This window comes from Amycolatopsis sp. NPDC114478 (assembly GCF_055633805.1).
In genome coordinates, this window is the sequence record NZ_JBVKDO010000003.1 from 152,902 (window position 1) to 176,807 (window position 23,906).

The following is a 23,906-nucleotide window of genomic DNA, read 5'->3' on the forward strand; positions in this document are numbered from 1 at the left end:
TTCTGGGGGTGGGCGATGACCAAACGGCCGGTTCTGTGGGTCGCCGGAGCGCTGGTCGCGGCGGGTGCGGTGGCGGCCGTCGTGCTCACCGCGGGCGGTGGGGTGCCCGGTGCGAAAGCGGCGGCCCCCGGGCCGACGACGATGGGCGCGGAGTGGCGCTCGTTCCGCGCCGACGTCACCGGGATCCGGCCCGGCCAGGACGACGTCAGCCTGTTCGTGCAGGTCGCGCTGCCCGGCAAGGACCCCGGCTGCGTCCGGGAGCCGCGGATCGAGCAGGTCGTGGAGACCAAGACCGACGTGCGCGCCGACGTCGTCTACTCGACGCGGCCCGCGGCGGGCGGCTGCCAGGACAAGGTGCCCGCCGAGCTGCAGCTCACCACGTCGTCGCCGGTCGCGGACCGCACGGTGATCCTCAACGGCGACAACGGCAACGCCTGGCACAAGCTCGGCGCCGGCTGGGGCCACTGCGCGCCCCAGGGCACCTGCGCCCCGCCCGCCGACCACTGCGACCCGGCGTGGATCGGCGCCGCGGTGTCCGCGGCGGGCGCCGACAGCGCGGGCACCACCCGCGCCTGCGACCCGGACTGGCTGGTCCTCGACCTCCTGCTGCGCCAGACCGATCCGCCGGCCCGCGCGGCCTTCCGCTGGAGCGCCGCGGGCTGGACGTCGTTCGCGCAGGTCAAGACGGCCGGCTGCGCGGACATCCGGGCGGCGGACCCGAAGTTCCCGGTCGCGCTCTGCAAGACGCTGCCCGCCCCCGCGTGACCGACGTCGCGCTGCGGCCGTTCCGCGAGGAGGACCTGCCGGTCCTGGACCGGTTCGCGACGGACCCGGCGGTGCTGGGCACGCACCAGTGGACCGGGTTCGCCGACCCGCGGGTACGCCGGCGTCGCTGGGCCGAAGACGGCTACCTCGGCCCTCACGACGCGGCGCTGGCCGTGACGGCGGACGACGTCGTCGCGGGCATGGCGAGCTGGGAGGCCGCCGACCGCGGCGGGCCCGCGGGCGGCTGCTTCGAAATCGGCCTGACGCTGCTGCCGGAACACCGCGGCCGGGGCATCGGCCTGACGGCGCACCGGCTGCTCGTCGCGCACCTGTTCTCGGTCACCCGCGCCCACCGGCTCGAGGCGTTCACCGGCGGCGGGAACGTCGCCGAGCAGAAAACGCTGGAGCGAGCCGGTTTCCACCGCGAAGGCGTGCTGCGCGAAGTCACCTGGCGCGACGGCGGTTGGCGCGACGAAGTGGTCTACGCGCTCTTCCGGCCCTAGGGCCTGTCCTCAAAGCTGGTGCGGGTGGTCTGCTTTGATCTTGGGTTGTGGTGCGTAGGCACGAGCTGACTGATGAGCAGTGGCAAATGATCGAGCCGTTGCTTCCGGCGTCTGGCGCGAAGGGGCGTCCGCGCGTGGATGACCGTCGGGTGATCAACGGGATGCTGTTCAAAGCCAGGACGGGAGTTGCCTGGCGGGACCTGCCAGAACGGTATGGGCCGTGGAAGACGGTCTACAACCGGTTCTGGCGCTGGTCACGCACCGGCACCCTGTCCGCCTTGGTGGCGCAGGTCCGGGTGATCGCCGAGGCGATCGACGAACTCGACCGGGAAGTGTCGGTCGATTCCAGCATCGTGCGGGCGCATCAGCACGCTGCGGGCGCCCGTCGAAGGACGGCGTCCCACACGGGGGGGCGAACGGATCTTGCGGCGGGCACAACGAGCCAGATGATCATGCCATCGGCCGGTCCCGGGGCGGACTCACCACCAAGATCCACCTCGCCTGCGACGGCCACGGACGGCCCCTATCGGTGGTGCTGACCGGCGGCAACGTCAACGACTGCACCCAGTTCACCGCTGTCATGGCCGGGATTGAGTTCCGCCGCCCAGGTCCCGGGCGACCAGCGATCCGACCGAGCCGGGTGCTCGCCGACAAGGGCTACTCCAGCCGCGCCATCCGCACCTATCTGCGCCGACGGCACATCCCGGCGACGATTCCCGAACGCCGGGACCAGCAGGCCCACCGGCTGCGCCGCGGCCGGGCCGGTGGACGCCCACCGGCCTTCGACCGCGCCGCCTACAAACGCCGAAACATCGTCGAACGCTGCTTCAACCGCCTCAAACAGTTCCGTGCCATCGCCACCCGCTTCGACAAGACCGCCACCTCCTACCGGAGCATGATCGACCTGGCCACCCTGCTCATCTGGCTTTGAGGACAGGCCCTAGCGCCCCAGCTTCTTCACGACCTCCGCGCCGACGGCCTTCGCCGCGTCGTCGGTCTCCTGCTGCGGCATCGGGGAGTTCGAGAAGAACCCCTTGTCCCAGCCGGACACCTCGACGACGACCACCGTCGTGCCCTTCAGGACGTGCAGTTCCGACCCGCTGAACGCGCTCTGCGTCACCAGGTGGACCAGCGTCGCCTTGTCGCCGATGCCTTTCACTTCGGTCGGCGGCACCGCCGGGTTGATCGGCTGGTACAGGCGGTTCGCCCCCTCGCGCGCGTTCTCGCCGGAATACGCCGTGACCCGGACGCTCAACGTCGCGTCGCGGACGTTCTCGTCGGGGCCGGGCTTCCAGCCGCAGTTGACCTGCTTGAGACCGGGCAGGTTCGCGGTGCCCGGGCCGCCCGCCGCGAAGCTCGGGAAGCCCGCCTTCTCCAGCGTCTGGGCCGGGACCTGGCACTCGGCGGGCACCGGCGACGACGACGGTGCCGCGCCGGTGCTCGCGAAGTAGTCGCTCGCGAAGATCGCACCCGGGATGCCCACGCCGAGCAGCACGACCACCGCGCCGACGATCCCGAGGATCAACCCGGTCCGCTTTTTCTTCGGCGGCGGCATCGGCGCGCCGTAGCCGGGCCCGTAGCCGGGATAGCCCTGCGGCGGGTAACCGGGATGGCCTTGCTGCGGCGGGTACCCGGGCGGCGGGTAGCCGGGCTGCTGGGGATACCCCGGCGGCCCCTGCTGCCCGTAGCCCGGCTGACCCTGTCCGTAAGGCGGTGGTTGCTGCATCGAGCCCTCCCTCTCGAAGCGCGCGGGATCAGTGCGCGAAGTGGCGCGTTCCCGTCAGGTACATCGTGACGCCCGCCTTCTCCGCGGCCGCGATCACCTCGGGGTCGCGGACCGAGCCGCCGGGCTGCACGACCGCGCGGACGCCCGCCTCGATCAGCACCTCCAGGCCGTCCGGGAACGGGAAGAACGCGTCCGACGCGCCGACCGAGCCCTTCGCCCGGTCGCCCGCCCGCGAGACCGCCAGCCGCGACGAGTCGACGCGGTTGACCTGGCCCATGCCGACGCCGACGGTCGCGCCGTCCGCGGCGAGCAGGATCGCGTTCGACTTGACCGCGCGCAGCGAGCGCCACGCGAACTCGAGGTCGCGCAGGGTCTGCTCGTCGGCCGGGGTGCCGGTCGCCAGCGTCCACGACGCCGGGTCGTCGCCCGGCGCGTCGATCGCGTCGACGGTCTGCACGAGCACGCCGCCGGAGATCTGGCGGAACTCGATCGGGGCCGGGTGCGCGATCTCCGGCAGCTTGAGCAGCCGGATGTTCTTCTTGCGCTGCAGGATCTCCAGCGCTTCGGCGTCGAAGTCCGGCGCCAGGACGACCTCGGTGAAGACCTCGGCGATCTGCTCGGCGGCCTCGCGGCTGACCGGCCGGTTCGTCGCGATGACGCCGCCGTAGGCCGAAACCGGGTCGCACGCGTGGGCCTTGCGGTGCGCCTCGGCGATGTCCGTGCCGACCGCGATGCCGCACGGGTTGGCGTGCTTGATGATCGCGACGGCGGGCTCGGCGAAGTCGAACGCGGCGCGACGGGCGGCGTCGGTGTCGACGTAGTTGTTGTAGGACATGGCCTTGCCGTGCAGCTGCTCGGCGTGCGCCAGGCCGGCCCGGTGTCCCTTGTACAGCGCGGCCTTCTGGTGCGGGTTCTCGCCGTAACGCAGCACTTCGCCGCGTTCCCAGCTGATGCCGGAGAACTCGGGGAAGCCGGAGTCGTCCGCGGGCGCGTAGACGTTGGAGAACCACGACGCGACGGCGATGTCGTACGACGCCGTGTGCGCGTACGCCTGGGCCGCGAGGCGCTTGCGGTCGTTCAGGTCGAAGCCGCCGTCGGCGACGCGCTCGAGCACCCAGGCGTAACGGGCCGGGTCGACGACGACCGCGACGCTGCCGTGGTTCTTCGCCGCGCCGCGGACCATGGCCGGGCCGCCGATGTCGATGTTCTCGACGCAGTCCTCGGGACTCGCCCCCGACGCGACGGTCTGCTCGAACGGGTACAGGTTGACCACCAGCAGGTCGAACGCCGCGATGTCCAGCTTGCGCAGCTGCTCGACGTGGTCGGGGTTGCCCTGGTCGGCGAGCAGGCCGGCGTGCACGCGCGGGTGCAGCGTCTTGACGCGGCCGTCGAGCGACTCGGGGAAGCCGGTGACCTCTTCGACCGGCGTGACCGGGACACCGGCGTCGGCGATGACCTTCGCCGTGCCGCCCGTGGAGACGATCTCGACGCCGGCCGCGTGCAGGCCGGTCGCGAGGTCCAGCAGGCCCGCCTTGTCCGAGACGCCGATCAGCGCCCGGCGGACCGGGCGCCGTCCCAGGTCAGTGCTCACGAAATGTCACCTTTCGTCCGTCCACGGCGCAGCCGCCGCGGCCGAGTCGCTCGATCGTTTCCACCAGCAGCCTGCGCTCGACGGCCTTGATCCGTTCGTGCAGGACGTCTTCGGTGTCGTCGTGCTCCACGACGACGGCTTCCTGGGCGATGATCGGCCCGGTGTCGACCCCGGCGTCCGCGAAGTGCACGGTCGAGCCGGTGACCTTGACGCCGGCTTCGAGGGCGTCGCGGACCGCGTGCATCCCGGGGAACGACGGCAGCAGCGCCGGGTGCGTGTTGATCACCGTGAAGCGGCCGAGGAACTGCTCGCCGAGGATCTTCATGAACCCCGCGGAGACGACCAGGTCGGGCTGGTAGGCCGCGACGGCTTCGGTCAGCGCCTTGTCCCAGGCGGCGCGGTCGGGGTGGTCGGCGACGCGGACCGTGAACGACGGGATGCTCACGCGTTCGGCGCGGGTCAGCGCCTCGATGCCGGTGCGGTCGGCGCCGACGGCGACGACCTTGGCCGGGAAGCCGGACCGCGCGGTGGCGTCCAGCACCGCCTGCAGGAGGGTGCCGGAGCCCGACGCGAGGACGACGAGCTTCACCGGGGTGGGCAGCTCCAACCGTTGAGACAGAGCGGGCTCCTTGCCGCGGGCGGTGCGCAGCCGGTGCGCACGGCGCTTCACCAGGTCACGACAACCCTAACGGTCGGTCCCGTCCGCCTCGACGTCGCCGCAGGTCTCGGTGCCTCCGGTCACAGCTTCGCCGTCGGCCGGGACGTCTTCGAGACCGAGTTCGGCGTCGGCTTCCGCGTCGAACTCCGTGTCCTCGGCGGGTTCCTCGGCCTCTTCGGGCTCTTCGCCTTCTTCGGCTTCTTCGTCCTCTTCGGACGCTTCGGACGCTTCGGACGCTTCGAGTTCCTCGACGGCTTCGGCCGCTTCTTCGGCGTCGACCTCGTCGGCGTCCTCGAAGGCTTCGTTGTCCTCGAGGGCCTCCGGCGGCGCCGGCGGCTCGTGCTCGCCGGTGAAGAACGCGACGAACGAGCCCGGGATGACGATCCAGCAGAACGCGACGACCGACGCGACGCCGACCGGCACGCTCACCGGGTCGAACGGGCCGTCGCCGAGCCGTCCGCCGGACAGGGTGCCCAGCAGGACGCAGCCGAGCGCGACCACCGCGCCGGCCACCGCGACCGTGCGGATGCGCTGCGCCGGGTCGGCGTCCACCTTGCGCAGCGACCAGCCGACCAGCGCGCCGGCCGCCGCGGGCAGCACCAGCAGCGCCGGCCACCACGCCGCGTGGTGCTCGGGCAGGCCGCCGAGCAGCGGGACGCCGGGCACGGCGCCGGCGCGGTAGCCGAACATACCGACGGTCAGGTCACCGATCGAGAACCCCGGTCCGGCGACGAACGACAGCGTGGCCGCGACCGCGTTGGGCAGGTACAGAACGGAGAGCAGGAACATCCCGAAGCTGCTGCCGAACGCGGGCTCGTACATGTCGGCGACCGTCCGCCAGGACAGCGCGGTCGCGACGGTGAAGACGACGCAGCCGCAGGCCACCAGTACCGCGAGCCCGAGCGCGCCGGCCCGGACGCCGCGCAGGGCGAGGGGGTCGAGGCGTTCGGCGACGACGTCCGGTAGCCCGCAGTTCCAGACGACGCCCACGCCCGCGGCCAGCGCGGCCAGCAGCCCGGGCACGGCGAACGCGACCAGCGGGTCGGCCGTCACCGGCGAGCCCTGCGCGAAGAGCGCGACGACCAGCCCGAACAGCCCGTGCGCGAGGGCGATCGTGGCGAACACCGGCAGCGCTTCGCGGGGCGACCGGCAGCCGAGGCGCGTGGCGGCGCCGGACGCCGTCCTCGCTGCCAGCGCGAGCGAGCCCAGCGTCGGCAGGAGCGGCAGTACGCCGATCGGGTGGCCGCCGAGGTCGAGGCGCACCTGGTGCGCGGCGAGCCAGCCGGGGCCGGCGGCCAGCAGCACGCCGGTGCCGGAGAAGACGGTGCGTTCGGCGGTGAGGGTGACCAGCGTCAGCACGGTCGCGACGGCGGCGTAGCCGGTGACCAGCGGGCCGAGGGCGGCGGCGAGCAACACCCGCACCCGCGCCGCCCGGGAGAGTTCGACGTCGGGTCCGAGGTCGCTCACCGGCTCCTCAGGGGAGTCGGTGAGCAGGTCCATGATCCGCACCCTGACATCCGCGCTGGTCCGACCGGGTGAGCCACGCCGCCGGCGGCGGGAGTGGGGAAGCTAACCCACCCGGTCGAGTAACCCCCGGAGGGCAAAACACCCGCTGTGACACTCTGCGTCACAGCGGGTGTTGCGAAGGACCGCGTCAGTTCGACTTGCCGAACCCGCCGGGCGGCGTGCCCGGGTTGTCCGACGGCGGCTGCTGGAAGAACGAGCCCTGCTGCGGGGCGTACGTCGTGGCCTGCTGCCCCGGCGGCGGCGTGGTCGACGGCGGGTTCGGCGAGCCGTACTGGCCCTGCCCGAACGGCGCCTCGCCGCCCGGGGCGACCGGCCCGTGCCCCGGCTGGCCGAACTGCTGACCCTGCTGCCCCTGCTGCCCCTGCGGGCCCGGCTGCCCCGGCTGGCCGTACTGCTGCTGGCCGGGCTGGCCGTACTGGCCGCTGTAGGGCGCGGCGGCGGGCTTCGCCGCCGGCGGCTTGAGCACGCCCTGGTCGATCAGCAGCGCGGCGACCGCGGCGGCCATCTGCAGGATGCCCAGGATCAGGATGACGGTGACGATGCCGGGCGAGGTCTGCATCCCGATCAGCTGGTCGAGGACCTCGAGCGCGCCGAGGACGCTGAACAGCGCCGCGAACGGCAGCGTCTTCGGGCCCTTCGGCAGCGCCGTCATCGCGGCGAGCAGACCGCCGCCCAGCAGGAAGACCCCGCCGAGGCCGACGTCACCGGTGTCGGAGAAGCCCAGGAAGTACTGGACGAGGCCGAAGACCGCGACGCCGAGCGCGAGCATCAGCGGCAGGTTGTGCGTCAGGTTCGCGGCACCCCCCGACGGCGCCTGGTGCGAGTGGGGCGGCGGCTGCTGCGCCGGGAGGCCACTGGACGGCGGTCCGGGGGGCTGCTGGCCGCCACCCTGCTGGGGGTAGCCAGGCCCACCGCTGGGGAAGGTCATCGGATGCACTCCTGTCGGTTCGACCGGCACTCCGGGGTACCAGGACACCCGGGGAAGACAAGGCGGCTTGTGTGCGCAGAACGCTAGCGCACTCCGGCGCCGCCGACCCATCAGACGCGTGAATACCTCGGGAGGTTTCGTCCCTGAACGAGGTAAGGCCGGACACCCGTGTAGGTGCCCGGCCTCACCAGGAGTTACGCCTCGGACTCAGCCGAGGTTGTTGTACAGCTCACGCGCGAGGACGGCGGTCTCGCTCGGGGTCTTGCCGACCTTGACGCCGGCGGCCTCGAGGGCCTCCTTCTTCGCGGCGGCCGTGCCGGAGGAACCCGACACGATGGCGCCCGCGTGGCCCATGGTCTTGCCCTCGGGCGCGGTGAAGCCCGCGACGTAACCGACGACCGGCTTCGTCACGTTCTCCTTGATGTACGCCGCGGCGCGCTCTTCGGCGTCGCCGCCGATCTCACCGATCATCACGATGACCTTGGTCTCGGGGTCCTGCTCGAACGCCGCGAGGGCGTCGATGTGGGTGGTCCCGATGATGGGGTCACCGCCGATGCCGACGGCGGTGGAGAAGCCGATGTCGCGCAGCTCGTACATCATCTGGTAGGTCAGCGTGCCCGACTTCGACACGAGGCCGATGGCGCCGGCCTCGGTGATGTCGGCCGGGATGATGCCGGCGTTCGACTTGCCCGGGCTGATCACGCCGGGGCAGTTCGGGCCGATGATCCGGGTCTTGTTGCCCTTCGCGACGGCGTGCGCCCAGAAGTAGGCCGAGTCGTGCACCGGGATGCCCTCGGTGATGACGACGGCCAGCGGGATCTCGGCGTCGATCGCCTCGAGGACCGCGTCCTTCGCGAACTTCGGCGGCACGAAGATGACCGAGACGTCGGCGCCGGTCTCCTTGATGGCCTCCTCGACCGTGCCGAACACGGTGAGGTCCTTGCCCTCGATGGTGACCGTCTGACCGGCCTTGCGGGCGTTGACGCCACCCACGATGTTCGTGCCGGACTTCAGCATCTTGGTCGCGTGCTTCATGCCCTCGGAGCCGGTGAGCCCCTGGACGATGACCTTGCTGTTCTCGTTGATGAAGATCGACATCTCACGCACCTGCCGCGGCGAGCTCGGCAGCCTTGTCGGCCGCGTTGTCCATTGTGTCCACCACGGTGACCAGCGGGTGGTTCGCGTCCGCCAGGATCTTGCGACCCTCCACGACGTTGTTGCCGTCCAAGCGGACGACCAGCGGCTTGCTGGCCTCGTCGCCCAGGATCTTCAGGGCCTCGACGATGCCGTTCGCGACCGCGTCGCAGGCGGTGATGCCGCCGAAGACGTTGACGAAGACGCTCTTCACGTCGGCGTCGTTGAGGATGACGTCCAGCCCGGCCGCCATGACCTCGGCCGACGCGCCGCCGCCGATGTCGAGGAAGTTCGCCGGCTTCACGCCGCCGTGCTTCTCGCCCGCGTACGCCACGACGTCCAAAGTGGACATGACCAGGCCCGCGCCGTTGCCGATGATGCCGACCTGGCCGTCGAGCTTGACGTAGTTGAGGTTCTTGGCCTTGGCCTTCGCCTCGAGCGGGTTCTCCGCGTCCTTGTCCACGAGGGCCTCGTGGCCCGGCTGGCGGAAGTCCGCGTTCTCGTCGAGGGTGACCTTGCCGTCGAGGGCGATGATCTTGTCCTGCGGGTCGCGGACCAGCGGGTTGACCTCGACGAGGGTGGCGTCCTCGGAGACGAAGGTCTCCCAGAGCTTCACGACGACGTCGGCGGCTTCGTCGATGATCTCGGCCGGGAAGTTGCCGGCCTTCAGGATCTCGAGCGCCTTCGCCTTGTCGACCCCGGCGATCGCGTCGACCGGGATCTTGGCGAGCGCGTCGGGGCGCTCGACCGCGAGCTGCTCGATCTCCATGCCGCCCTCGGAGGACGCCATCGCCAGGAACGTGCGGTTCGCGCGGTCCAGCAGGAAGGAGAAGTAGTACTCGGACGCGATGTCCGAAGCTTCGGCCACGAGCACGCGACGCGTGATGTGGCCCTTGATGTCGAGGCCGAGAATGGCTTCCGCCTTCTCCTTCGCCTCGTCGGGCGTCTGGGCCAGCTTGACGCCGCCCGCCTTCCCGCGGCCGCCGACCTTCACCTGCGCCTTGACGACGACCTGGTTGCCGATCTGCTCCGCGGCGGTCTTGGCTTCTTCGGGGGTGCTAGCCACCGAGCCCGGCAGAACCGGTACTCCGTGGGCGGCGAAGAGATCCCTCGCCTGGTACTCGTAGAGGTCCACTACTCCAGTCTCCTGACGACACGCCACTGCAGGTGGTCCGCGACCGGACCGCGCTGTCGGACCAGTCGAGGTTAGCGACCTGCGCAGACGCAGGGGACTCCGCATCCGGTGAAGTCGGTCACCGTGCGCGGTCAGACGGTGTTCCCGAGGTGTGAGACCGCCCACCGCGCAACCATTCCACGGCTTTTCCGGGGTCCTCGCCGGCGAAGACGCGAACACCGTTCAAGGCTTCGGCGAGCCCGGGCGGCGGCCCGTCGCCGAGCACGCCGACGGCGTCCGGGTCCTCCTGCTCGGCCGTGCTGCAGAGCTGATCGAGGGTGTCCAGGGGTCCGGCGTGGACGACTTCCATGCCTTCGTCGCGCAGGACGCGGCCCAGCGCGACGGCGGCGGGGTCGGGCTTCCCGAACTCGACGAGCAGCACCCGGAGGCGCTCACGGCTCACGACGGCCCCCGGCCGCGGACATGCCGGCCGCGACGAGCAGCGCGGCCGCGGCGGCGAGGCTGACCCAGAAGCCGGTCGACGGGCTCGCGGCGCCGAGGGCGCCGCCGACGAGGGGCAGCTCCGCGGCGTGCAGCGCGGCGAGCAGGGCGGCGCCGGTCAGCAGCGCGGCAGCTTGCTTCGGTCGCGACCGCACGGCGAGCGCGGCCGCGCCGACGACGACCGCGACGGTCGTCCACAGACCCCACGAAGGGGTGTCGAAGTTCGACCAGAGCCCGGGCGCGACGTAGCCGGGCACGCTGAAGACGGGCAGCCCGAACCCGGCGACGGCGAGCACCGCCCCGGCCACGACCGGGGTGAGCACGCTCGCGTTCGCGGTGCCATCGCCGGCGTCTTCGCGTTCGACGACCCCGGTCCCGACGGCGGCGAGCGCGGTCAGGGCGGCGAGCACGAGCGCGGCGAACGTCCAGGCCGCGCCGGCGCCGAGGTCGTAGGTGAAGACCGGGGTGGCGCCGACGTCCGCCCCGCCGAAGCCGGCGAGGTTGCCGGCCTGGGTGGCGGTCAGCGCGGTGTTGAGGACGGCGGTGCCGGCCAGGACGATCCCGGCCCAGGTCACGCCGAGCACGGGCCGGGCCTTCGCCGCGGTCACCGGGACGAGCGTGAGCGCGGCGGCCACGGCGACGACCAGGGCGGCGGTGAGCAGGAACCACCGCGCGGGACTTTCGGCGGCGGCGGTGCTGGGAGCGGTGGCCCCGGGGTTGAGTGCACTGACGGCGACCTGCGGCGCGAAGGTCCCGACGAGGGCGGCCGCGGCGGTGGCGAAGCCGAGCACGCCGGTCGTCAGGCGCCACCAGAAGACGCCGGGGATGGTGACGTCGCGTTCGGCGTCCTTCGGCTTTTCGCTGAGCCGGGTGAAGGCGAGCCCGGCGACGAGGGCGGTCGCGCCGAGCGCGAGGACGGGTCCCCAGGTGACGTGCAGGTCATTTCGGAGGAGGCCGCTGAGAACCGGCGGCACGGCGACCCCGAAGGCCCCGGCACCGAGGCCGAGCAGCATGCCCCGCGCGGTGCTTTCGGAGGGAGCGGCGAGCGCGAGGGCGGCGGCGAGCGGCAACGCGGCGGCGAGGAGGAGGTAGCCGCCGAGGGCGGGCCAGGGCCCTTCGAAGGCGGCCCGGGCGAGGAGGAAGCCGTTGTCGGAGCCGACGGGAGCGGTGAGCAGCCCGACCGACGCGGTGACGGCGAGAAGCGGGACGAGCAGGCGCCAGCGTCGTCGTTCGGGTTCGTCATCGTTCCGGCTCGCCCGCCAGGCGGCGACCCCGCCGGCAACGGTGAGCAGGTGCCCGGCGACGAGGAGCCAGAACCCCGCGCCGACGGCGGAGCCCCCGATGAAGTGGTCGGGGAAGTAGAGCTCGGGGCGGATGGCGAGGGGGCCGTTGACGGCGAATTGCAGGTCGAGGACGAGCCGTCCGGGGGCGAGGGCGGCGAGGCCGAGGACGAGACCGTTGGCGAGGCCGGGTCTCTTGGAGGCGAGGGCCGCGGCGGCTGCGACGGGCGCGAGTGCGAGGAGGGCGAGCCAGGGCCAGCTGGTGAACCCAGGGGCGGCGGCCGGGGAGACGTGGGCGATGGCCGCGGCGGTGAGGGCGACGGCGCCCAGGGCGGTGAGGGTGAGGGGGATGGTCGGTTTGGGGGTGTCCTCGGCCCAGGTGGGAGGGGGTTCGGGCTGGTCACCCGGGGCGCGCTGGGGGCGGGTTCGGGTGGCTGTTGGGCTGGCGTCCTGGGGGCGGCTTCCGGTGGTTGCGGGGGCGGAGCCCGCCGAGCTGGCTGCGGAGGTTGCCGAGCCTGCGCCCGCCGGGCGCCCCCCGGTAGAGGCCGAATCCCTGCTGACCGGGGTGGCTGCCGAGCCAGCGACTCCAGGGCGGCCTCCGGCGGAGCCTGGATCCCCGCCGGTCGGGGTGGTTGCCGAGTCGGCGGCCGCAGGGCGGCCGTCGGCGGAGGCCGAGTCCCCGCCGGCCTGGATGTTTGCCGAGTCAGCACCCGCAGGGCGGCCGCCTGCGGAGGCCGAGTCCGCGGCGGCCTGAGTGTTTGCCGGATCGGCGGCCGTGGGGCGGCTTGCGGTTGCCGGGTCCGGGGCGGCCTTTGCCTCTGGCGAACCTGAGGTTTCGGTGGAGGCCTGCCGGGAAGCCTGTGCGCGAGGAGGCTTCCGCTTGCCGGTGGGACGGGTGGCCGCGGGGTCATGCGGGGAAGCCGGGGAGCCGGGGGTGTCCCCGGCCGGGGGCTCTGAGCGTGGGGGCATTGCCCGCGACGCTAGCAAGCCCGGGCGGCGAGGGAGGCTCCAGTGGGGCGCGAGTCGCCGAGTGGGCCCGCTGGGGGCGGGTCGCGAGTCCGGAAGACTTGAGAAGCCGGCGTCGGCTGCGGGTGCGAGGTGCCAGGGTCGGCGGCGCGAGGATTGCGCCGAGCGCTGAGGGACTACCCGCCTACCGCGGAGCGCTTGTCAATCGGACAAATCTGGCGTTGCCGAGCCGCTTACACATGCGAGTCGGTGAACGGTTCGCGTGTGTCGATGAACGGTCGGCTCTCCTTGCGGCCCCGACCCCTGATGGCCGCGCCCCTCAGCCCTGCCGAGGGCGGTTCGCGCGTCGAAAATGCTTGAACATCCCTGGCAAACCCTTATTCCGGTCTCCAGGCGCCACCCGGGGCTCAGTAGGTCCATCACCGCCCGCAAGGGTTGTAAGGCAAGTCACAACCAAAGCAGTAAACCCTCTCTAACTTTGGGTAATTTCCACAGGTCGACGCAAGATCTTGTCCACCCGTTCGGCCGCCGCCGGGGGCAGATCTTGCCTACAGCGGTGCCCCTTCGTTACTGTCCCCCGGTCCCCATTACAGTCAGGTCACGAAGTAGGACGACGAGCGAACCACCCCCGAGGTTGGCTCACCGGGTTCCCCCGCCCACAGTCCTCGACCCGGCTCCCCGACGATGGAAGGCCCTGTCTTGGCTTCACACCGCTCCCCCGGCGGCCAAGCTCCTTCCCCGGCACTGAAGGACGCACTCGAAGGTGCGGTCGTCCGTGTCCGGGGTGCGCACCGCATCGCCCCGCCCTCCTCGGCCCTGCGCGGCCGTGTCGTGGTCGCCGCCGTCGCGGCTGGTGCGTTCGCCGCCGCCGCTGCGGGCTCGACCCTCAAGACGGTCACCGACTCCGACGCCGCCGTGACGCCCCTGGCCAACAGCCAGGACGCCAGCGCCTCGTTCACGTCAGGAGGGGCGGGCTCCGGGGGCGCCCCCGAGCTCCTGCCGACCGGCCACGCCGTCGACGCCTCCGCCGAGGCCGCGAAGCTCTCCGACAGCGCCTCTATCACCCAGGCCCGTGAGCAGCGCGAAGCCGACGCCGCCAAGAAGGCCGCCGACGAAGCCTCTCGCCCCAAGACCTGCCTGCCGGCCCACGGCACCTTCACCTCGGGCTTCGGTGCCCGGTGGGGCACGAGCCACCTCGGCATCGACATCGCCAACGCGATCGGCACGCCGATCTACGCCGCCTCCGACGGCACCGTGATCGAGGCCGGCCCGGCCAGCGGCTTCGGCCTCTGGGTCCGCGTCCAGCTCGACGACGGCACGATCCAGGTCTACGGCCACATGAACAGCTTCTCCGTCAAGGAGGGCCAGAAGGTCAAGTGCGGCCAGCAGATCGCCGAGATCGGCAACCGCGGCCAAAGCACCGGCCCGCACCTGCACTTCGAGGTCTGGCAGAACGGCACCAAGAAGATCGACCCCCGCCCGTGGCTCGCCGCGCGCGGCATCGTGATCTGATCCGTTCACCCCATACCCCGCGCCGAAACGCGGAAAGCACGTCGTAGAGCCGTGATCCGCCCCTGAGGGCCGACGACGCCCCTCAGCCGGGCGAACGAGCACACCCAGCCGAGCGCGCATACGCGCCGCGAAGCCGCGAGCTGAAGCCTGCCGGTCGAGCAAAGCCCGAATGGTCCAGGCCACAGCGGAACGGGAACCGAGCACGCTCGGAGATGCACCAGGCCGCTTCGGCAACCCGAAGGCACCCGAGATCACCTTCAGCCTCGCCGAAGCCGTCACAAACGCCCTGAGCGCCCGGAAACGGCTACCGCTGCCCGCCCGGCAACCGCCGGATGAAGTACGCGACCGCCACCTGCCACACCGTGCACAGCTCCGCGGACCTGCGCACCGGCAGCCAGCCCCAGGCGACCTTCCCCCCGGCGCCCCCCGCGGAGCGGACACGCGCGGCACGACGCGTCGTCCAGCGGCGTCCCCGGCCGCAGGTGACACATCGGCCGTCAGCTCCCAGCTCGTGCTGCCTGAGCAGCGCTCGCCAGGCGGCGGCCAGCCGGCACGCCTCCGCTCCCGCACGCGAAGGATTTCCTGAAGCCCCCGAAAGGCCCGGACCCCGATCCGGAACCCTCGACCCCAGGACTCCTCGCAGGTATTTCTGTACCCCTTCGGCCAGCAGGTGAAACAGCACCGGGTCCACACCGGTCTCCCCCTCCGTCGAACTCGTGTTCGATGACGGGGTCAGTTCTACCGGCGGGGTACGACGATTCCGGGGGCGATCGCCGGGATCGGGGCCGGGTTCACTCGGACGGGTGTTACAGCTTCACCATCGGGACGCTGCCGATCAGCATCAGGCGGACCTTGCCGGCCGCGCCGAAGTCGATCGTCGCCGTGGCGCGCGGCCCGACGCCGTCGCACGAGATCACCGTGCCCAGGCCGTACTTGTCGTGGCTGACGCGGTCGCCGACGTCCAGCTTCAGCGCCACCGTGTCCTTCCAGCCCTTGCCGAACGACGGCGTGCCGGAGGACGAAGACGGCGACGTGGTCCGCCGGCCGCCCCACGTGGTCGCCGCCCGCGGCGTCCCGCCGCCACGCGACCCGGAACCGAACCCGAACCCGGCGCTGGAGGGCTCCAGCCGCCGCCAGTCGACGAGGTCGCCCGGCAGCTCGTCCAGGAACCGCGAAGCCGGGTTCATCGACGGCTGGCCCCACGCCGAGCGCGTGATCGCGCGCGAGACGTACAGCCGCTGCCGCGCCCGCGTGATCGCGACGTACGCCAGCCGCCGTTCCTCGGCCAGCTCGGCCGGGTCGCCCAGCGCGCGCATGTGCGGGAAAACGCCGTCCTCCCAACCGGTGCAGAACACCACCGGGTACTCCAGGCCCTTCGCGGTGTGCACGGTCATCAGCGTGACCACGCCCGCGCCGCCGTCGCCTTCTTCGCCGCCGTCGGGCGAAGGCACCGAGTCGGCGTCCGCCACCAGCGACACGCGCTCGAGGAACGCGGGCAGCGAACCCGGTGCCGGCACCCCGGGTTCCACGACCAGCTCGGCGTTTTCGTCCGCGGCCACCTCGGCGGTGATCTCGGTGAACTCGCGCGCGACCGTGACGAGCTCGTCCAGGTTCTCGACGCGCGTGTGGTCCTGCGGGTCGTCGGACTCTTCGAGCTCGATGCGGTAGCCGGTCTTTTCCAGCACGGCTTCGAGGACGTCGTGCACTTCGGCGCCCTCGGACACCAGCGTGCCCAGCTCGTCGAGCATCGCGACGAACCCCTTGATCGCCTTGACCGAGCGCGGGTTCAGCAGCGGCACCTTGTCTTCGGTGACGTCCCGGAGCGCCGCGGCGAACGAGATCCGCTCGCGCTCGGCGTGCGTCGCCACGACGGCTTCGGCGCGGTCGCCGATGCCGCGCTTGGGCACGTTCAGCACGCGCCGCAGGCTGACCGTGTCGTCCGGGTTCGCCAGCACGCGCAGGTACGCGATCATGTCGCGGACTTCGCGCCGCTCGTAGAACCGCACGCCGCCGACGACCTTGTACGGCAGGCCGAGCCGGATGAAGATCTCTTCGAAGACACGCGATTGGTTGTTGGTGCGGTAGAAGACGGCGACGTCGGAGTAGTCGGCTTCGCCCTTCTCCGCCAGCGCGTCGATCTCGTTCGCGACGAACGCGGCTTCGTCGTGGTCGTTGTCCGCGACGTAGCCGACGATCTTCTCGCCGTCGCCCGAGTCCGTCCACAGCCGCTTGGCGCGGCGGTTCGGGTTCCGCTCGATGACGGCGTTGGCCGCGGACAGGATCGTCTGCGTGGAGCGGTAGTTCTGCTCCAGCAGGATGGTGTGCGCGTTGGGGAAGTCCCGCTCGAACTCTTCGATGTTGCGGATCGTCGCGCCGCGGAAGGCGTAGATCGACTGGTCCGCGTCACCGACGACGACCAGCTCGGCCGGGTCGACGCCCGCCTCGTTCGGCGCGGTCCCGGCGAGTTCGCGCACCAGCGTGTACTGCGCGTGGTTCGTGTCCTGGTACTCGTCGACCAGCACGTGGCGGAACCGCCGCCGGTAGTACTCGGCGACGTCCGGGAACGCCTGCAGCAGCGACACCGTGCGCATGATGAGGTCGTCGAAGTCGAACGCATTGGCCAGCGAAAGCCGGCGCTGGTACTCGACGTAGACCTCGGCGACGCGCCGCTCCAGGTCGTTGGCCGCGTTCGCCGACGCCGTCTCCGGGTCGGTCAGCTCGTTCTTCAGGTTCGAGATGTGCACCGCGAGCGTGCGGGCCGCGTAGCGCTTCGGGTCGATGTCGAGGTCCCGCGCCACGAGCGTGATGAGCCGCTTGGTGTCGTCGGAGTCGTAGATGGAGAAGTTCGACGACATCTCGAGGGTCTTGGCCTCGCGGCGCAGGATCCGCACGCACATCGAGTGGAACGTCGACACCCACATCGCGTTCGCGCGGCGCCCGACGAGCGCCGCGACGCGCTCGCGCATCTCCGCGGCCGCCTTGTTGGTGAACGTGATCGCCATGATCTCGCCGGGGTGCACGCGGCGTTGCCCGAGCAGGTAGGCGATCCGGCGGGTCAGCACCCGGGTCTTGCCCGATCCCGCGCCCGCCACCACCAGCAGCGGGCCACCGGCGTGGGTGACGGCTTCGCGCTGGGACGGGTTCAGGTCGTCGAGCAGATCGGCCTGCCCGCCGGAAGCGGGCTTGCGCGCGGGGGTCTCGGCGGGGAGATCGAAGAGGGTGTCCATCGTCTGTCCACGCTACCCCGGGCGGGTAGGAGGGCGGCAGAGCGTGCCGACGCGGCGGGTCCGCCGGCCCATGCTCTGCCGGTCCCGGTCTACCGCGGCGGGCGTAGCGGGAGATGTCGCCTGGCGCCCGACGCGCGCCGGGCCGGGCGCGCGGAGCATCGGTTGACATGGAAGAGAACCGCACCGCCCGCATCCGGGCCGCCGACGCCGAACGCGAACGCGTCGCCACCGCCGTCCAGACCGCCGGCTCCGAAGGCCGGCTCACCCTCGAAGAGGTCGAAGAGCGCCTCACCCACGTCTACGCCGCCAAGTTCACCGACGAGCTGGCCGAGCTGACCGCCGACCTGCCGCGGCCCGCGCCGCCCCGGCCCGGCTTCCCGCTCACCCGCGCCGCGCTGCGGCAGTACGCAGCGCTGCGCCGGCACCTCGCCGTCGTGGTGGCGATCGCCGTCGTGATCGTCGTCCGGTGGGCCGTGCTGGGTGCCGGCTTCTTCTGGCCCGCGTTCCCGATCTTCTGGCTGGCGGTGAGCCTCTTCGTTCATGCCCGCGTGCGCTCGTTCCGGGAGCGCCCCGGCACGGCTGTGCCATACTGAGCGCATGCGGCACCACGCAGAGCGATTTTTTTACGGGAACCGGACTCCGGCTCCCGTGATCGCGTAGTGCCCGAACCGCCATCACGCCAGCCCCGGAGTCCACGGACCCGGGGCTGTCGCCGTACCTGGGGCCGGCGGGTCCGGGATTCGACGGAGAGGTCCCGATGAACGCACAAGCCACGAACGCCGACGGCCAGCCCGCCGAGCACACGCCCGCCGGGGACGACATCGCGGCGCTCCGCGAGGAGATCGACTGGCTGGACAAGGAGATCCTGCGGCTGGTGAAGCGCCGGGTCGAGGTGTCCAAGACGATCGGGGCCGCGCGGATGGCCGCCGGCGGGACGCGGATCGTCTACAACCGCGAGATGGACGTGCTCGCGCGGTACCGCGAGCTGGGCCCGGACGGCCGTCAGCTGGCCATGGCGCTGCTGAACCTCGGCCGCGGCAGGCTCGGCCGGTAACGGTTGCCCGAATTCCGGGTCTTCCCGGAGGCACCGGCGGGTCCGCTGCGGGCAGACTGGAGCCATGGACTGGCTCGTTAACCTCATCGCCGTCATCGTCGCGCTCGCGAGCGTGCTGGCCGCGCTGGGCCATGTGGGGTATCTGGCGCTGCTGAACAACGCGGCGGGTAAACGCGGTGCCAGTGGCGCGCCGGTCGGGCAGTACGTCCGCAGCCGCTGGGCCGTCGCCGGCGGTACCACCGCCGCGTCGTTGTTCGCCTGGCTGCTCACGGCCGGGGGACCGACGCTCGACATCGTGGCGATTCTCGTCGCGGCGGGTAGCGGTGTGGTGGCGACGAAGGCGCTGCAGTCCACGCGCGACCGTTACCGCACGGGAGGCTGACCCCTTCGAACTGGGCCGATGGCGCTGCGTGAAACTCCGCAGCGTCACCCTCCCCCGATCGGTCGCGCCCGACCGAGTGAAACCTGTGCAACTTGCAGGTTTGGACGGGACTTTCTACGCCGGATGCTCCTAGGGTTGACGCCGTGAGGACCCTTGCGTTCGGGTCGGGCGGAGCCCGCAGGACGCGCGGGGGCACTGGCCCCGCGCGCCCAGTCTCGCATGCGCGTGCATTTGCGCAGGATTCCGAACGCGATTCCGCTCGTGAGGATGCTCCGATCGGGTTCTGTTGCCCCCCAACGGCATCAGAGACGTACGGCCGGGTGGTCGAGTCCACATGACCCACGGCACGGAGTTCCACGGACGCGGCGGCGCGCCCGCCCATCCCGGGCGGCACCGGCTCGGCGGTACGGAAAGCTGGACGCCCCCGCTTCCCCCGACCCGCGCGGGGCGGCGCCACGCGGCCGGCCAGGCGCCGGTCGACCCGCCCGTGTCCGGGTCGCTGCCCCTCGCGCAGCCGAGGCCGGGCGGGATGCCCCTGCCTCAGCCGATGTCCGGCTCCCTGGCGCACCCCAGGTCGGGCGGTGCTCCCGGATCCGGGTCCTTCGCGCGGCCGGGGTCCGGAGCGCTTGCCGAGCCGATGCCGCAGTCGTTCCCCTACCGGCGGCCGGGGTCCGGAGCGCCCTCTCAGCCGATGTCGGACTCGTTCCCCTATCGGCAGCCGGAGTCCGGAGCGCTCCCCCAGCCGACGACCGGTTCTTTCCCGTTCCAGCAGCCGGGGTCCGGAGCACGCTCCCAGCCGACGACCGGGTCGTTCCCCTACCAGCAGGCGGGGTCCGGAGCGCTCCCCCAGCCGATGGCGGACTCGTTCCCGCACCAGCAGCCGGGATCCGGAGCGCTCGCCGAGCCGATGGCGGACTCGTTCCCCTACCGGCAGCCGGAAGCCGGAGTGCGCGCGCCCGGGCAGCCGATGTCCGGAGCGCTCCCCCAGCAGGTGTCCGGGTGCCTGCCCCTCGCGGAGCCGGGGTCCGGGGCGTTCCCCGAGCCGCCGGTGTCCGGCACGCTGGCCCAGCCGTCGCTGCCCCAGCCGCGCGACCGGCGGCCCGCGCCTCCGCTCTTCCCCGCTTCGCACGGCGACCTCCCGCTCGACGAGGACGAGGACGAGACCGAGCCCGTCGCCGAGCTGGCCGCGCGGCGCACCCGCGTCGCGCTGGTCTCCCCGCAACCGCGCGACGCGGACCAGGAGGACGACGACGTCCGCATCTACGCCGCGCCTCCGATCGATGGGCTCGGCGGCTTCACCATCGGGTCGGTGCCCGCGTCCGTCACCCCGCCCAAGACGTGGAAGAAGGCGGCCTGGTTCGCCACCGGCGCGTCCGGCGCCGTGGTCGTCGGGCTGCTGTTCGCCGGGTCCTACCTGGTCGGGAAGCCGGTGGATGACCAGGCCGTGCAGGGCGCGTGGCCGGGTTACCAGGGGGCGCCCACCGTCATCGACCCCACCGGGGAACCCGCGCCGACGTCCCGGGAGGGTGGCTCCGCCGCGGGCCCGGACTCCTCCTCGTCGCGGCCGGACCAGCCGGCCGGGCGGACCAGCGGCGGTGGCGCCGGTCCCGTGGACGGCACCGTCCCGCCGCCCGCCGACGACAGCAGCACCACGCCGGGGACGACCGGCACGGCCACCCCGGGCACGAGCGCGCGGCCGCAGAAGCCCCCGATCACGCCCGCCCAGCGCGAAACCCCGGTCAAGCCGCCGTGGTGGTACTCCTTCCCGCCGGACGCGCAGACCATGGGCGACAACTCGGAGAAGTTCTTCAACACCGTCACCACCGACCCCGCCGCGGCGTCCGCGGTCACCACCGGTGACCTGCACGACAAGGGCCCGCAGGCCCTCGCCGAGCGCTACGCCGGCATCGCCTACTTCGAGGTCCGCAAGATCAGCGTCGACCAGCAGCGCGGCATCACGGTCAACACCGTCGAGATCACCCACACCGACGGTTCCAAGACGATCGAGGAGCGGACGCTGACGTTCGGGGACGGCGACAAGATCGCGGCTGACGGCCAGTAACGAACCCTGCACGTGCGGTTCGCCCGTTCCGATGCACGTGCGGTGCGCCGAACGGTTACCCCTGGTCCGGGTGGGTGACATATGCTGCCGCTCGTCGTGTCGCGACGGCATTCCGGCGACAGAGCCTGGTGATGCTCGTCCGCACAGGGTTACCTGACCACAGCGGGTCCGGAACCGGCCACGAGTCGGCCACCCGGACCAACGGGAACCCGGCCGAACGGCCGAGTGACCGTCCCCGGAACCCCAGAGCGAGGACTTTCGTGCTTGATCGGCAGCGAACACGGCGTGAGGTACCCAACGCCGTCCGCGTCGAGGACGTCATCCCGGCCGAGATACTCGACGGCGTCGGCGACGCCGACCGCGACTACCTCGAGCAGGTCTTCCGCGATCCGCAGAAGTTCCTGCCGCCGCGCCCGGAACCCGTCCGCGAGCCGGAGCGGGACGAGGACGACGGCGAGCCCGAAAGCCGGTTCGTCCGCCGCGCCAAGCTGGCCGGGCTCGTGGCCGCCGGTGCGCTCGTCGCCGGCGCGGTGGTCGCCGCGCCGATGCTGACCAGCGCGCACCGCGCCGTGTCCGAAGGCGGCCAGTCCACGCCCGCCGGCTTCACCGGTGCCGCGGAGCTCGGCGGCCTCGCCGTCCCGCAGCACCAGGCCGGCGGCGGCGCGCCGGAGCAGCCCAGCACCCCCGCGCCCGGCACGCACTCCGGTGGCGCGCCGTCGGCGTCGGAGTCGACCGGCGGGAGCCCGCGTACCGAAGCGGCGCCGGCCACCGTGCAAGCGGTGCCGGACACGGCCGCCGACGCGCGCAGCGCGGCCCGGAAGATCCAGGCCGTCAAAGACTTCTACGCCGCCATCGCGAAGGACTCGTCGGGCGCGCTGGCGCTGCTGAGCCCGACGCTGGCCGACGGCGCGGCCGGCGAACTGGTCCGCACCTGGAGCTCGATGGACGCCATCGACGTGCAGGAGGCCGACACCCAGATCAAGCCGGACGGCTCGATCCTGGCGGTCGCGACGCTGCACCGGCCGGACGGCGCCCTGGTCCGCGTGACCCAGCTGTTCCGGGTCGCCGACAGCGGCGGGCTGATCACCGAAGCCGAGCTCGTCTCGGCCCAGTACATGTAGCCCTCGGCGATCACCCCTTCACCCGTGGTTCAAGTGCCCGTACCGGATTCGTGTGCGCAGAGTGAGCGCCTAGCCTTGTCACGGGCCGGTCTCAGTGAAGCCGGCACACAGCCCACGACATGTGCATACGCTCCAGCGAAGCGGCGTGCGCGTGGCCGCGTCACCAGGCACCGATCCTCACGCCCTGGTGAAGTCGGAGCCCAAAGGGAGGTCGCGTGAGCGACGAGGGTCGCCTGGTCGCCGGTCGGTACCGCATCGTCGGCCGGATCGGCACGGGCGCGATGGGGGCCGTCTGGCAGGCGCACGACGAGGTCCTGGGCCGCACGGTGGCCATCAAGCAGCTCCTGCTCCAACCGCACCTGGACGAGCACGACAAAGAGGACGCCCGGCAGCGGACGATGCGCGAAGGCCGGATCGCGGCCCGGCTGCACCACCCGAACGCGATCTCCGTCTTCGACGTCGTCACCGACGACAACGGCCAGCCGTGCCTGATCATGGAGTACCTCAACTCCACCAGCCTGGCCGCCGTGCTGCAGGAACGCCGCACGCTGCCGCCGACCGAGGTGGCGCGCATCGGCGCCCAGGTCGCCGCGGCGCTGCGCGAGGCGCACGCGGTCGGCATCGTGCACCGCGACATCAAGCCGGGCAACATCCTGCTCGCCGGCAACGGCACCGTGAAGATCACCGACTTCGGCATCTCGCGCGCCAAGGACGACGTCACCGTCACCAAGACCGGGATGATCGCCGGCACCCCCGCCTACCTGGCTCCCGAGGTCGCCATCGGCGGCGACCCCGGACCGGAGTCCGACGTCTTCTCGCTCGGCTCGACGCTGTACGCGGCCTGCGAGGGCCAGCCGCCGTTCGGGCTGTCGGAGAACACGCTGAGCCTGCTGCACGCGGTCGCGGCCGGGCAGATCATCCCGCCGCGCCAGTCCGGCCCGCTGGCGAGCGTGCTGGCCGTGCTGCTGCACCCGGACGTCCGGCACCGGCCGACCGCCGAAGAGTGCGAGGAGCTGCTCGCGGCCGTCGCCCGCGGCGAAACGCCGCTGGGCGCCCCGGCGGACGAGACCATGATGGCGCCGGCCGCGGGCGTGCTCGGCGCGGCGGCCGTCGCCGACCCGAACGCCACCCAGATGTTCGACGAGGTCCCGGCGGGCCACTCCGGCAGTCTTCTCGACGGCGGCCAGGCCCCGACGCAGGCCGTGCCGTACTACGACGAGGACGACTACCCGGAGGGCACCGGCTACCCGGAGGACGACTACGACGGGTACGACCGCTACCCCGACGAGCGCCAGCAGTACGTCGGCGGCGTCCCGCCCGGCCTCGCCGCGACCCGCGCGGTGCCGGTGCCCCCGCACGACCAGGGCTCGTACGCGGACGGCCAGTACGACGACTACGAAGACGAGCCGGTCCCGCCGCCCCCGCCGCGGCGTCCGCAGGCCAGCCCGGTCGATGACGACGACGAGAAGCCCGGCGCCTGGAAGCGCCCGGCCATCATCGGCGGCATCGTGGTCGTGGGCCTGGTCGCGCTCGCCGTGTGGCTGCTGAGCCCGAACAACCCGCAGGCCCCCGCGGCGCCGGCGTCGAGCAGCAAGCCGGCGCCGGTCGCGACGTCGTCGTCGCTGCCGTCGACGACGGACGACCCGATCAGCACGGCGGACGTGCCGCCCCCGGTTTCGGAGACGACCTCGGCGAAGCACACGACCACGCCGCGGACGACCGAGCCGGACAAGACCACGACTCCGAAGACGACCCCGAAGACGACCACCCCGGACACCACGGCGCCCACCACGCCCACAACGCCATCCGTTACGTCGCCGTCTCCCTCCCCGGCCGGTACCTGATCCCCCGAGGT

General features: G+C 72.2%; 20 protein-coding genes. 10 read left to right on the forward strand and 10 right to left on the reverse strand.

Annotated features, from left to right (window positions below):
• The first annotated feature begins 15 nt into the window (after positions 1-15).
• The 3 genes from ACZ7OH_RS09550 to ACZ7OH_RS09560 all read left to right on the forward strand — a co-directional run bounded on the left by ACZ7OH_RS09550 (position 16) and on the right by ACZ7OH_RS09560 (position 2,199).
• Entirely contained in the window at positions 16-765 is a 750-nt protein-coding gene (locus ACZ7OH_RS09550; protein ID WP_470280452.1) for a hypothetical protein, read from the forward strand.
• Positions 762-1,268, forward strand: a complete 507-nt coding sequence (locus tag ACZ7OH_RS09555; RefSeq protein ID WP_470280453.1) for a GNAT family N-acetyltransferase — start codon at positions 762-764, stop codon at positions 1,266-1,268. The genes ACZ7OH_RS09550 and ACZ7OH_RS09555 overlap by 4 nt, the downstream gene beginning before the upstream one ends.
• An 86-nt stretch (positions 1,269-1,354) precedes the next feature.
• A protein-coding gene (locus tag ACZ7OH_RS09560; protein ID WP_470280454.1) for an IS5 family transposase occupies positions 1,355-2,199 on the forward strand; the annotation gives its coding sequence in 2 pieces (ribosomal slippage) (positions 1,355-1,654 and positions 1,657-2,199; 843 coding nt in all).
• A 9-nt stretch (positions 2,200-2,208) separates the two neighbouring features.
• On the opposite strand, the gene ACZ7OH_RS09565 is transcribed toward ACZ7OH_RS09560, so the two are convergent.
• The 9 genes from ACZ7OH_RS09565 to ACZ7OH_RS09605 all read right to left on the reverse strand — a co-directional run bounded on the left by ACZ7OH_RS09565 (position 2,209) and on the right by ACZ7OH_RS09605 (position 12,696).
• Positions 2,209-2,994 carry a hypothetical protein gene (locus ACZ7OH_RS09565; RefSeq protein WP_470280455.1) on the reverse strand — a complete coding sequence of 262 codons (786 nt, stop codon included), beginning with the start codon at positions 2,992-2,994 and terminating at the stop codon, positions 2,209-2,211.
• 28 nt (positions 2,995-3,022) lie between these two features.
• Positions 3,023-4,585, reverse strand: coding sequence for a bifunctional phosphoribosylaminoimidazolecarboxamide formyltransferase/IMP cyclohydrolase (gene purH / locus ACZ7OH_RS09570; protein ID WP_470280456.1), 1,563 nt, complete (start codon positions 4,583-4,585; stop codon positions 3,023-3,025).
• On the reverse strand, positions 4,575-5,192 hold the full coding sequence (purN, locus tag ACZ7OH_RS09575; protein ID WP_400901913.1) for a phosphoribosylglycinamide formyltransferase: 618 nt from the start codon (positions 5,190-5,192) through the stop codon (positions 4,575-4,577). Before purN ends, purH begins: the two co-directional genes overlap by 11 nt.
• Positions 5,193-5,270: 78 nt before the next feature.
• Positions 5,271-6,752 (reverse strand): cell division protein PerM, encoded by a 1,482-nt coding sequence (locus ACZ7OH_RS09580; protein WP_470280457.1) that lies wholly within the window; start codon positions 6,750-6,752, stop codon positions 5,271-5,273.
• A gap of 145 nt (positions 6,753-6,897) precedes the next feature.
• Positions 6,898-7,698, reverse strand: coding sequence for a DUF5336 domain-containing protein (locus ACZ7OH_RS09585; protein ID WP_470280458.1), 801 nt, complete (start codon positions 7,696-7,698; stop codon positions 6,898-6,900).
• A 207-nt stretch (positions 7,699-7,905) separates the two neighbouring features.
• The gene (gene sucD, locus ACZ7OH_RS09590; protein WP_364462415.1) at positions 7,906-8,796 is read right to left on the reverse strand and encodes a succinate--CoA ligase subunit alpha; all 891 of its coding nucleotides are present in this window, start codon (positions 8,794-8,796) and stop codon (positions 7,906-7,908) included.
• Between the two features lies 1 nt (position 8,797).
• Positions 8,798-9,967: an ADP-forming succinate--CoA ligase subunit beta gene (gene sucC, locus ACZ7OH_RS09595; protein WP_400900562.1), complete on the reverse strand. Its 1,170-nt coding sequence runs from the start codon at positions 9,965-9,967 to the stop codon at positions 8,798-8,800.
• A 118-nt stretch (positions 9,968-10,085) separates the two neighbouring features.
• Complete coding sequence (locus ACZ7OH_RS09600; RefSeq protein ID WP_470280459.1) at positions 10,086-10,409, reverse strand: hypothetical protein; 324 nt, start codon at positions 10,407-10,409, stop codon at positions 10,086-10,088.
• The gene (locus tag ACZ7OH_RS09605; RefSeq protein ID WP_470280460.1) at positions 10,399-12,696 is read right to left on the reverse strand and encodes a hypothetical protein; all 2,298 of its coding nucleotides are present in this window, start codon (positions 12,694-12,696) and stop codon (positions 10,399-10,401) included. Before ACZ7OH_RS09605 ends, ACZ7OH_RS09600 begins: the two co-directional genes overlap by 11 nt.
• Positions 12,697-13,524: 828 nt before the next feature.
• Between ACZ7OH_RS09605 and ACZ7OH_RS09610 the strand changes: the two genes are divergently transcribed.
• Positions 13,525-14,205, forward strand: coding sequence for a M23 family metallopeptidase (locus tag ACZ7OH_RS09610; RefSeq protein WP_470280863.1), 681 nt, complete (start codon positions 13,525-13,527; stop codon positions 14,203-14,205).
• Between the two features lie 806 nt (positions 14,206-15,011).
• Here ACZ7OH_RS09610 and pcrA read toward each other — a convergent pair.
• The gene (gene pcrA / locus ACZ7OH_RS09615; RefSeq protein ID WP_400900571.1) at positions 15,012-17,432 is read right to left on the reverse strand and encodes a DNA helicase PcrA; all 2,421 of its coding nucleotides are present in this window, start codon (positions 17,430-17,432) and stop codon (positions 15,012-15,014) included.
• 167 nt (positions 17,433-17,599) lie between these two features.
• On the opposite strand from pcrA, the gene ACZ7OH_RS09620 reads away from it, so the two are divergent.
• From ACZ7OH_RS09620 to ACZ7OH_RS09645, 6 genes are all read left to right on the forward strand, one after another.
• On the forward strand, positions 17,600-18,025 hold the full coding sequence (locus tag ACZ7OH_RS09620) for a DUF1707 SHOCT-like domain-containing protein (protein WP_470280461.1): 426 nt from the start codon (positions 17,600-17,602) through the stop codon (positions 18,023-18,025).
• 164 nt (positions 18,026-18,189) lie between these two features.
• Positions 18,190-18,486: a chorismate mutase gene (locus ACZ7OH_RS09625; RefSeq protein ID WP_086862755.1), complete on the forward strand. Its 297-nt coding sequence runs from the start codon at positions 18,190-18,192 to the stop codon at positions 18,484-18,486.
• Positions 18,487-18,550: 64 nt separating this feature from the next.
• On the forward strand, positions 18,551-18,868 hold the full coding sequence (locus tag ACZ7OH_RS09630) for a hypothetical protein (protein ID WP_400900575.1): 318 nt from the start codon (positions 18,551-18,553) through the stop codon (positions 18,866-18,868).
• 691 nt (positions 18,869-19,559) lie between these two features.
• Positions 19,560-20,930 (forward strand): hypothetical protein, encoded by a 1,371-nt coding sequence (locus ACZ7OH_RS09635; protein WP_470280462.1) that lies wholly within the window; start codon positions 19,560-19,562, stop codon positions 20,928-20,930.
• Between the two features lie 260 nt (positions 20,931-21,190).
• Positions 21,191-22,051: a hypothetical protein gene (locus ACZ7OH_RS09640; protein ID WP_470280463.1), complete on the forward strand. Its 861-nt coding sequence runs from the start codon at positions 21,191-21,193 to the stop codon at positions 22,049-22,051.
• Positions 22,052-22,266: 215 nt separating this feature from the next.
• Entirely contained in the window at positions 22,267-23,895 is a 1,629-nt protein-coding gene (locus ACZ7OH_RS09645) for a serine/threonine-protein kinase (protein ID WP_470280464.1), read from the forward strand.
• Positions 23,896-23,906: the final 11 nt, after the last annotated feature.

Coding starts and splice junctions, on each gene's coding strand:
- sucD (WP_364462415.1), bottom strand. CDS start 8,796: ATGTCGATCTTCATCAACGAGAACAGCAAGGTCATCGTCCAGGGGCTC.
- ACZ7OH_RS09635 (WP_470280462.1), top strand. CDS start 19,560: ATGTCGGACTCGTTCCCCTATCGGCAGCCGGAGTCCGGAGCGCTCCCC.
- ACZ7OH_RS09565 (WP_470280455.1), bottom strand. CDS start 2,994: ATGCAGCAACCACCGCCTTACGGACAGGGTCAGCCGGGCTACGGGCAG.
- ACZ7OH_RS09620 (WP_470280461.1), top strand. CDS start 17,600: ATGGAAGAGAACCGCACCGCCCGCATCCGGGCCGCCGACGCCGAACGC.
- ACZ7OH_RS09605 (WP_470280460.1), bottom strand. CDS start 12,696: ATGCCCCCACGCTCAGAGCCCCCGGCCGGGGACACCCCCGGCTCCCCG.
- pcrA (WP_400900571.1), bottom strand. CDS start 17,432: ATGGACACCCTCTTCGATCTCCCCGCCGAGACCCCCGCGCGCAAGCCC.
- ACZ7OH_RS09585 (WP_470280458.1), bottom strand. CDS start 7,698: ATGACCTTCCCCAGCGGTGGGCCTGGCTACCCCCAGCAGGGTGGCGGC.
- ACZ7OH_RS09630 (WP_400900575.1), top strand. CDS start 18,551: ATGGACTGGCTCGTTAACCTCATCGCCGTCATCGTCGCGCTCGCGAGC.
- ACZ7OH_RS09625 (WP_086862755.1), top strand. CDS start 18,190: ATGAACGCACAAGCCACGAACGCCGACGGCCAGCCCGCCGAGCACACG.
- ACZ7OH_RS09550 (WP_470280452.1), top strand. CDS start 16: ATGACCAAACGGCCGGTTCTGTGGGTCGCCGGAGCGCTGGTCGCGGCG.